Annotated in this window: 10 protein-coding genes; 3 read left to right on the forward strand and 7 right to left on the reverse strand. The window is 69.4% G+C overall.

Translation table 11 applies throughout. From position 1 onward, the window contains the following. On the forward strand, nucleotides 1–1,884 hold a 1,884-nt coding region (locus FXN61_RS44495; protein ID WP_167979855.1), incomplete at its 5' end, for a tetratricopeptide repeat protein. A 75-nt stretch (nucleotides 1,885–1,959) separates the two neighbouring features. Here the strand turns inward: FXN61_RS44495 and FXN61_RS44500 are convergent. After that, the gene (locus FXN61_RS44500; RefSeq protein WP_167979856.1) at nucleotides 1,960–2,301 is read right to left on the reverse strand and encodes a YciI family protein; all 342 of its coding nucleotides are present in this window, start codon (nucleotides 2,299–2,301) and stop codon (nucleotides 1,960–1,962) included. Between the two features lie 37 nt (nucleotides 2,302–2,338). Next, entirely contained in the window at nucleotides 2,339–2,842 is a 504-nt protein-coding gene (locus FXN61_RS44505) for a pyridoxamine 5'-phosphate oxidase family protein (RefSeq protein ID WP_167979857.1), read from the reverse strand. A 159-nt stretch (nucleotides 2,843–3,001) separates the two neighbouring features. Between FXN61_RS44505 and FXN61_RS44510 the strand changes: the two genes are divergently transcribed. Then, a complete protein-coding gene (locus tag FXN61_RS44510; RefSeq protein WP_167979858.1) occupies nucleotides 3,002–4,030 on the forward strand; it encodes a TerC/Alx family metal homeostasis membrane protein in 1,029 nt (342 codons plus the stop codon). Between the two features lie 60 nt (nucleotides 4,031–4,090). After that, complete coding sequence (locus FXN61_RS44515; RefSeq protein WP_167979859.1) at nucleotides 4,091–4,984, forward strand: universal stress protein; 894 nt, start codon at nucleotides 4,091–4,093, stop codon at nucleotides 4,982–4,984. Nucleotides 4,985–5,039: 55 nt separating this feature from the next. Here FXN61_RS44515 and FXN61_RS44520 read toward each other — a convergent pair whose 3' ends face one another. The 5 genes from FXN61_RS44520 to FXN61_RS44540 form a co-directional block, all read right to left on the reverse strand. Then, nucleotides 5,040–5,510 (reverse strand): peptidoglycan-binding domain-containing protein, encoded by a 471-nt coding sequence (locus FXN61_RS44520; protein WP_167979860.1) that lies wholly within the window; start codon nucleotides 5,508–5,510, stop codon nucleotides 5,040–5,042. A 16-nt stretch (nucleotides 5,511–5,526) separates the two neighbouring features. Continuing rightward, the gene (locus FXN61_RS44525) at nucleotides 5,527–5,979 is read right to left on the reverse strand and encodes a peptidoglycan-binding domain-containing protein (RefSeq protein WP_167979861.1); all 453 of its coding nucleotides are present in this window, start codon (nucleotides 5,977–5,979) and stop codon (nucleotides 5,527–5,529) included. 99 nt (nucleotides 5,980–6,078) lie between these two features. After that, on the reverse strand, nucleotides 6,079–6,747 hold the full coding sequence (locus FXN61_RS44530) for a response regulator (protein WP_167979862.1): 669 nt from the start codon (nucleotides 6,745–6,747) through the stop codon (nucleotides 6,079–6,081). Beyond that, nucleotides 6,726–7,826, reverse strand: a complete 1,101-nt coding sequence (locus FXN61_RS44535; RefSeq protein ID WP_167979863.1) for a hypothetical protein — start codon at nucleotides 7,824–7,826, stop codon at nucleotides 6,726–6,728. Before FXN61_RS44535 ends, FXN61_RS44530 begins: the two co-directional genes overlap by 22 nt. Before the next feature lies 1 nt (nucleotide 7,827). Beyond that, nucleotides 7,828–8,410: sensor histidine kinase (locus FXN61_RS44540; protein WP_376770814.1), on the reverse strand; the 583-nt coding region annotated here is incomplete at its 5' end.

An 8,410-nucleotide genomic window follows, 5' to 3' on the forward strand; every position in this document is an offset into this window, starting at 1 on the left:
CGGTTCGCCGACGGCTGCGTGTTCCTCGACCTGCGTGGCACGGACGCCGAGCCGCTGACGCCGGACCGGGCCGCGCACCGGCTGCTGCGGTCGTTCGGGGTGGACGAACGCCAGATTCCCGCCGACCCGGACGACAAGCTGTCGCTGTACCGGTCGCAGTTGCGCGACCGGACGGTGTTGCTGGTGCTGGACAACGCCGAGAACGAGGCACAGGTGCGGCCGTTGCTCGCGTCCAGCCCCAGCACGCTGGTGCTGGTGACCAGCCGCAGGACCCTCACCGGCCTCGACGCCCGGCACCGGCTCGCGCTGGACATGTTGCCGCTGGACCGGTCCGTCGCCCTGTTGCGCATCGTCGCGGGATCGGAGCGCCTGGCGGCCGAGCCCGAGGCCGCCGCGCGGGTCGCCGCGTTGTGCGGTGGCCTGCCGCTCGCGTTGCTCATCGCGGGCAACCGGCTCGCGAGCAGACCACAGTGGACGGTCAGACACCTCGCGGAGCAGCTGGAGGACGAGCGGCGCCGGTTGTCCGTGCTGAGAGCCGGTGACCTGCAGGTCAGGGCGGCGTTCGAGCTCTCGTACCACCAGCTGAGCCCCGGTGCCGCGTCGTTGTTCCGCAGACTGGCGCTGGTTCCCGGTCCGGACACGAGCGAGGACCTGGCCGCGGTGCTGACGGAGTTCCCCGACGAGGCGTTGGAGGAGCTCGCCGACGCCAGTCTGCTCGGCATCAGCGAGACGCCCGGCCGGTACACGCGCCACGACCTGTTGACCGTGTTCGCCGCCGAACGCCTTGAGCTCGACGAGGATCCCGGCGTCGTGCGGGAGATGCGCTCACGGGTGCGGCACTGGCTGCTCGACATGGCCACCAAGGCCGCGCGGTTCTTCGACCACGACGTGCCGGCCGAGAGTGCGGGTCCGGTGCACGACAAGGAGTCCGCGGCCCGTTGGCTGGAGCTGGAGCTGGAGAACTGGCGCGGCGCACTTCGGTCGGCGGTGTCGTCGGGTGAGCACGAGCGGGTTCTCGGGCTGGCACAGGCGATGCACTGGTACTCGGACATGCACGGCGTCGGCGAGTTGTGGCGCGAGGTCTTCGGCGCGGGTGCGTGCTCCGCGCGGTACTTGGGCAACGCCAGGGACGCCGCGGAGCAGTTGAACTACCTGTCGTGGGCGCTGTATGCGTTGTGCGGACAGCCGCACGAGGCACTGACCGTGCACGAGGAGGCCGCGGCGGTTCCGGTCGACGACACCCTCACCGAGGCGTGGACCTGGTACTACGGTTCGGCGATCCGGCGGCGGGTCGCCGAACCGGAGAAGGCCGTGTGGCTGGGACGCCGATCCGTCGAGCTGTTCGAGCAGGCCGGCTACCTGATCGGCGAGAACCTGGCGCTCTCGCTGCTCGGCCTGATGCTGCACACCGTCGGCGAGCTCGACGAGGCCGTCGAGGTGCAGCAGCGCAGCGTCGACCAGCATCGCAAGGTCGGCGGTGACGACGAGCTGCTGTCGATGTTGCTGATCCGGCTGGCCACGAGCGTGGCGGCGACGGGCGAGGTGACGGCCGCGTTGGAGCTCCTCGACGAGGCGGAGTCGTTGTTCCGCAAGCACGGCGCCACCGCCGGGGTCGCTCGGGTGCGGCACAACCGGGGTCTGCTGCTGATGGACGCGGGGCGGTTCGACGAGGCCCGGCAGCAGTTGCTGGCAGCGCTGGACGAGGCGCGCCTGTCCGATCACCGGGTCGAGATCATGACGCGGCTCGCGGAACTCGCTGACGCTGCAGGGGATTCGGCGCAGGCCCGGGAGTTCCGGGTGCGGGCGCTGGCCGAGTGCGATCGGTACGACACGCCCGCGGTGCGCGGCACGGCAGCCGAGCTGGCCGCGGCTCTGACGTACTGACGCAGGGCCGTGGATGACGCGATGCACTGGCATGGCAGGTCAGGTGGGACGGGTCCCGAGGAGGCGAACCGTTGCTCACTGGACGGGCGGCGTGAACAGCTCGCGGACTTCGACGCCGCCCTCTCTGGTGGCCGGGTGGAGCTCTGCGATTCGCAGGGCGACGTCCGCATCGGGCGCGTCCAGGACGAAGACCCCGGCGACCACCTCCTTCGCCTCGGTGAACGGTCCGTCGATCACGTGGTCGCCGCGGACCGCCTTGGCGGCGGTGGTGGGGTGCAGGGCGAACCCGCTGACGATCCGGCCACCGAGTTCCTCGACCCTGGCCGGGTATCGGTCGAGCTGCTCGAGGGTGTCGGAGGTGAGCTCCGTCAGGTCGGCCGGCGCCGGGGAGTAGATCAGGACTGCGTACTGGGGCATCAGATCCTCCTCGAGTCGAGACTCGTCCTCTGCCGGCCTAGGAGCTCGCGCGACCTGTCACCAGGTCCTCGACCGCTTTCGGAATCCTGGTCTCGAAGTCCAGCAACTTGGCCCACTCCGGTGTGATCGTGATCAGCGCCATCCGCTGGTACAGCCCGCGGACCTGCTGCTCGAAGTTCTCGAACCACGCCGCGTCCTTGTGGCCGCGGTCGACCAGTTTCCGCACACCGGCCAGATAGGCGTCCGGCACCCCGTCGACGATCTCGACGGCCGCCGAACCACGCACCAGGAGCACTTTCTGCGGCGGGACGTCGGTGTCGACGGTGAGAGCGACCTTCGGGTTGGCCCGCAACGCGGGCACCTTCGCCGAGTTCGTCGGGGTGCCCACGACGATCCGCGTGCCGTTCCAGTGCACTCCCACCGGGATCACCCGCGGGAACCCGTCGGTTCCGATGTACGCCAGTCGTGCCGGGATCGCGGAGGCCAGCAGCTCCTGTGCGAGTGGATCGTTCATGACCTCGGTGACGCGTTCCGGTCGCATGTGGACCTCCTCGTGCCGGTCGGTCGAGTACCGGAGAGCGTAACCGGCTGCGGTCTCACGTTCTCGATCGGCCGAGTTCATCGGTGCCGGAAGGTTCGCCTCCGGTCGTGAACGGGAACCCGTGACGCGTCGGGCGAGGGCTCCGGCGCTGGAGGTGACATGAGTGCTCAGCTCGACATCAGCTTCCTCACCTGGGCGTTGACCGTCGGTCTCGTCGTGCTACTGCTCGCCGTGGACCTCGTTGTCGCGGCCGTGCGCCCCCATCACGTCGGGTTCGGCGAGGCCGCCGCGTGGTCGGTGTTCTACGTGGCGGTCGCTGTCGCGTTCGGTCTCTGGTTCACGGTGCACTACGGCGGCGGGCCCGGCACGGAGTACTTCGTGGGCTACCTGGTGGAGAAGAGCCTGTCCGTCGACAACCTGTTCGTGTTCGTGATCATCATGGCCACTTTCGCGGTGCCGGACGAGCACCAGCACAAGGTGCTCACCTTCGGCATCGTGCTCGCCCTGATCATGCGTGCGATCTTCATCGCGCTCGGCGCGACGCTGCTGTCGCTGTTCTCGTTCGTGTTCCTGCTGTTCGGCTTGTTGCTGATCTACACGGCCGTGCAGTTGTTCCGGCATCGTGACGAGGACCCCGACATCGAGGACAACGTCGTGGTCAAGACCTCGCGCCGGGTCCTGCCCGTGACCGAGGACTATGTGGACGGTGATCTCGTCACGCGCACGAAGAGCCGGCGCATGGTCACGCCGCTGTTCCTGGTGCTGGTGGCGATCGGAACCATCGACCTGCTGTTCGCGCTCGACTCCATTCCCGCGGTCTTCGGCATCACCGCTCAGCCCTACGTCGTCTTCGCCACCAACGCCTTCGCGTTGCTCGGCTTGCGCGCGTTGTTCTTCCTCGTGCAAGGCCTGCTGGATCGGTTGGTGTACCTGTCCACCGGGCTTTCGCTGATCCTCGCCTTCATCGGGGTCAAGCTGATCCTGCAGTGGGCGCACGAGGACGTCGACCACCGCGTTCCCGAGATCCCCACGCTGCTCAGCCTCGTGGTCATCGCCGTGGTGCTCCTGGTCGTCATGGTGGCCAGCCTCGTCAAGACCAAACGCGACCCGGCAGCCAAGGCCCACTCGGGCTCGCTGCGGGCACGGCGCGCTCGCGAGCAACGCAGTACAGCGGACCGCGAACGGTGACACGTTTCCCTGCTGCGCGATCCGGGTAAACCACACCGCCACGGTGGAGGTGAGCAGGAGATGACCCGAACCGAGTCCGGAAAGCACGCGGTCGTGGTGGGCTTCGACGGATCGTCACCTGCGCGCTCGGCCGCTGTCTGGGCCGCGGAGGAAGCGGCGAGTCGCCACTGCGGACTGCTGATCGTGCACGTGGTGCGGGGGCCACTTCCAGAGCTGGTCTTCACCCCGCTGTCCACGCCGTTGCCCGAAGCCGTGAGCGAGCGGTCGGTGCTTTCTCACGCCGAGAACGAACTGGAAGGCGTCGCCGCCGAGTGCGCTCGCCTGTCCCCCAGCCTCGACATCACCACGCGCCTCGAGCACGGCCACCCCTCCGACGTGCTGGGCGAGATCAGCCACGACGCGCAGATGCTGGTCGTCGGCTCCTCCGGCCGTTCCGGCCTGTCGCGAGCACTGCTCGGTTCCACTGCCGCGGAGCTCGCCGGGCACCACGAACGTCCGGTTGTGGTTGTGCGAGAAGCAAAGGCGATGGACGGCCGGGTCGTGGTGGGCGTCGACGGATCCGAGACGAGCGCGGCGGCGATCGACTTCGCGTTCGAGTTCGCCAGGCGCCGCGGCCGCGACCTGCTCGCTGTCCACGCGTGGGCCGACATGCCGATCGAAGCGCTCGCTCCGGTGGGGAACTGGGATTACAACTGGAACCAGGTGCGCGCCGAGTCCGAAGCGGTGATCGCCCAATGCCTGGCAGGCCACCAGGAGAAGCATCCGGACGTGCGAGTGGAGCGGCAGGTGTCGTTGCACGGCCCGGCACAGGCGCTGCTCGACGTCGCCGACGACGCGGGCCTGCTGGTCGTCGGCAGCCACGGCCGCGGCGCCCTGCGGCGAGCGGTGCTCGGCTCGGTCAGCCACGCCGTGCTCTACCACGCCCCATGCACTGTTGCCGTCGTGCACCGGTAGCCCGCCGCACGAACGCGTGCGGCGGGCCGGTGGGGTGTGGCGGTCAGGTCGTCCTTCAGCCGAGGAACGGCTTGCAGGTCGTGCCGCTGGGGAACTTCATCCGGTTGCGGGTGTCAGGGCCGTAGATCCCGTCGGGCGTGGTGCGGATGTAGTTCTGCACGCCCTTCAACGCGGCTTCGGTGCGTGGACCGAAGCTGCCGTCCCTGTCGAGGTCGCGGACGAACTCGTCGCTGTAGGGCGCGGCCAGGCGGATTCCGGGATAGCACTGGATCAGCCCGCGCTGGAACCCGGCCACGACGGTGGTGTTCGCGGCTAGGCCGCGGCCGATGGTGCAGGTGATCAGGCCGCTGTTGGTGACAGGAACCACGATGCGGTCCTTGACCTGGTTCGTATAGGTGATCATCTTCTCGCACAGCGGCGTCGCGGCCGACGCCGATCCTGTCGACACGGCCATCCCGCTGACCGCCAGTGCGGCGGCGGCGATGCCCAGTCCGGCTCGCCGCAGCGGCGCGAGGCTCGACTTCATCTTGAGTCCTTTCTGGTCAGTACGCATGGCAGCCGCGGCGGTCCGCATCGAGGAACTTGATGTGGTCTCGGGTGTTCGGGCCGTAGATGCCGTCGTCGGCGGCACCGGTGTACCTCTGCACGGCCTTCAGCGCGGCCTCGGTGCGCGGGCCGAAGGATCCGTCCGCGACCAGGCTTCCCACCTTCTCGTCCGAGTAGGGCGAGGCCATGTTGAGACTCGGGTAGCAGCTCTTCAGACCGACCTGGAACTGGCTGACGACCTTCTCGTTCGCCACCGCGTAGGTGCGGCCCATCTGACAGCTGGGGCTGCCCTTGGTGACCGGCACGAGGATGTTGTGGCCCGACCGGATGATCGACGCCATCGCGGAGCACGGGGCCGGGCCCAGCGCCGACGCCGGAGCGGCGAACGTGACCGCTCCCACCGCCACCGCGGCCAAGCCGATCACGCTCTTGCGGAGAATTCCCTTCAAAACGCCTCCCCCTTCGTTGGTGCGAGAGCGCTTTCGCTCTCTTGCAGCAACGATAGGAACGGCGTGCGCTGAGCGGTGTCCGGCGAACGCCCTACATGATCAGCGCTCGTTGAGCTCGGCGATGGTGATGAAGCCGTCGTCGAGCGCGCGGGACACGAGTTCACTCTTGGTGGAGGCGGCGCGGCCGGCGTTGGCGTACTTCACGCGCGCTCGCGTGATGTGGGTGTCGACGGTCTTGACGCCGATGTGCAGCTTCGCCGCGACCAGTTCCTTCGACGACGAGGCGAACCAGGAGCGCAGCACCTCGATCTCGCGCGGGGACAACCGCGGCCGGTCGGGTGCGGTGTCGGCGACGATCGCTCCGGACAGGGACGGGGCGGTGTAAGGCATTCCCCGCGCGGCCGCGCGCAGAGCGGGCACCAGGTGGTGGGGACCTTCGCGTTTGGTCAGGTACGCCAGTGCGCCGATGTCGATGCACTTGATCGCGGTGGCGTCGTCGGCGTGCTGGGAGTACACGACCACACGGCGTCCGCTGTCCACGAGCCTGCGCAGCTCGCCGAACTGCGGCTGCCCCGGCACCAGCTCCAGGTCGAAGACCACCACGTCGGCCTCGGCGCCGGGCCCGGTCCACACGTCCGCGAGCCGGGCACCCGCGTCGATGAGGCGAATCGGCGGATCCGCCTGCTCGCACCAGTACCGCACACCCGCGGCGATCGCGACGTGGTCGTCCACGATCACCGCGGTGATCAGCTCGGGCTCGGCTGCCATCGGGCCTCCATCCACGTGGTTCCGCCACCGCTCACCGTCTCGACGCGCACGCCGGGCGTCGCGGGTTCGGGCACGGTGAGCTCGCCGCAGTCCGCGACAACGCTCACCGACACCAGATCGTCGCCGCCCACCACGGTGACCCTGGCCCACGAGCCCGCGGTCGCGAGCACCGTGAGCGCCACGTCGGTGAGGTCGCGCCGCACCACCACGGGCGGCGAGGGCCACCGGCCACGCGCGTCCAGCTCAACCTCGACGCCCTTGCGGTCAGCGATGTCCGCGCAGTGCCGCAGTTCGTGCAGCAGAGGGTTTTCCACTTCGTCCGTCTCGGCGAACAACCGCCGCATCCGAGCCGCCTCGACGGCACACCGGCTCTGCACATCGGGATCCGACGGCACGAGCGACCCGTCGGCCAGCCCTTCGAGCAACGGCGCCGCGGTCTCCGACACCTCGGCGAACCGCTGGGCACGCCGCCGATGCGCCGCCACCGCGACGGCCTCCTCGGTGCGCACCCGTTCGAGTTCCCGCGCTGCCGCCGCGGCCTCCTCGCTGATCCGGCCCAGCACACCGGCCACCACCGCTACGCACAACGGCAGCCCGATCACGGTGACCGACCCGGTGGCGAACCCAGCGAGCGAGTACCGATTGATCTCGTACAGCAGCGCCAGGTTGAGGAACGCCAGCAACTCGTGCGCACACAGGAACGCCACAACAGTCCGAAGTGGACGATCAAGCAGGACGGCCAGCCCGACCCAGTTCGCCGCACCGAACATCCAGTCAACGTGTATGCGACCGCCAGGCACCGTCAGGTAGGACGCGGCAGCAGCAGCGAGCACCAATGCCACCGCAGGTACGCGCCATCCCCGCCACGGCCGATCTCGAACGACCAGAACCGCTTCCACAGCGAGCACCGCGGCCAGCGCCGCATACGCGGCGAACTGAACCACTGGCAGGTCGTAGCGGTCCAGGCGCCGCGTCAGATTGATCATGCCGAGGACGAGCGCCGTCCCCGAGGCCGTGAGCAGCACCGCGACGCGCAGGCCGCGGTGCAGCTGCGAGCTGGTCTGCTGGGCGAGTTCCACGTCACCCACGGTCTGCCCGCCACTCCAGCCGGACGGTCGTGCCCGCTCCCTCGGCGGAGGTGATCGTCGCGGTTCCACCGATGCGGTTCATCCGGCCGTGCACGGACTCCCGCAACCCGCGCCGGGTCGATCCGGCCACGGCCGAGAACCCGCGGCCCGTGTCGACGACGTCGACCAGAAGCGCCTGCGAGTCCCCGCGCAGGCGGACCGCCGCTCGGTCCGTGCCCGCGTGGCGACGGACGTTGTTCAGGGCTTCGCGCGCCGCTCCGGCGATCGCGCTCGCCACGTCGAAGGGCAACGGCAGGTCGTGCGGAGCGTCGAGGTCGACGGTCAGGTGAGTCGAGTCGATGTCGGCGCGCACCAGATCGACGAGATCGGCCTGGGCCGGAGACGGGCCGCCACCGGATCGCAGCCGGGCGAGGTCGCGTTCTGCCTGGGACGCCAGCCAGGCCGCGTCGGCCCGCACCTGCCCGGTACCGACCATCAGCAAAGTCGTGGCAGCGGTGTCGTGCAACGCGTTGGCGAGCTCGCGCTCCTCGTCGCGCACGGCCGCCGCCACCGCCGACGCACGGCGGGCCTGTTCG

The organism is Lentzea indica (genome assembly GCF_012184385.1).
Lineage (GTDB): Bacteria > Actinomycetota > Actinomycetes > Mycobacteriales > Pseudonocardiaceae > Lentzea > Lentzea indica.

Bases quoted from the DNA above. Each gene is read 5' to 3' on its own strand.
- FXN61_RS44530 (WP_167979862.1), bottom strand. From the start codon at position 6,747: ATGGCAGCCGAGCCCGAGCTGATCACCGCGGTGATCGTGGACGACCAC.
- FXN61_RS44500 (WP_167979856.1), bottom strand. From the start codon at position 2,301: ATGCCCCAGTACGCAGTCCTGATCTACTCCCCGGCGCCGGCCGACCTG.
- FXN61_RS44505 (WP_167979857.1), bottom strand. From the start codon at position 2,842: ATGCGACCGGAACGCGTCACCGAGGTCATGAACGATCCACTCGCACAG.
- FXN61_RS44520 (WP_167979860.1), bottom strand. From the start codon at position 5,510: ATGAAGTCGAGCCTCGCGCCGCTGCGGCGAGCCGGACTGGGCATCGCC.
- FXN61_RS44510 (WP_167979858.1), top strand. From the start codon at position 3,002: ATGAGTGCTCAGCTCGACATCAGCTTCCTCACCTGGGCGTTGACCGTC.
- FXN61_RS44515 (WP_167979859.1), top strand. From the start codon at position 4,091: ATGACCCGAACCGAGTCCGGAAAGCACGCGGTCGTGGTGGGCTTCGAC.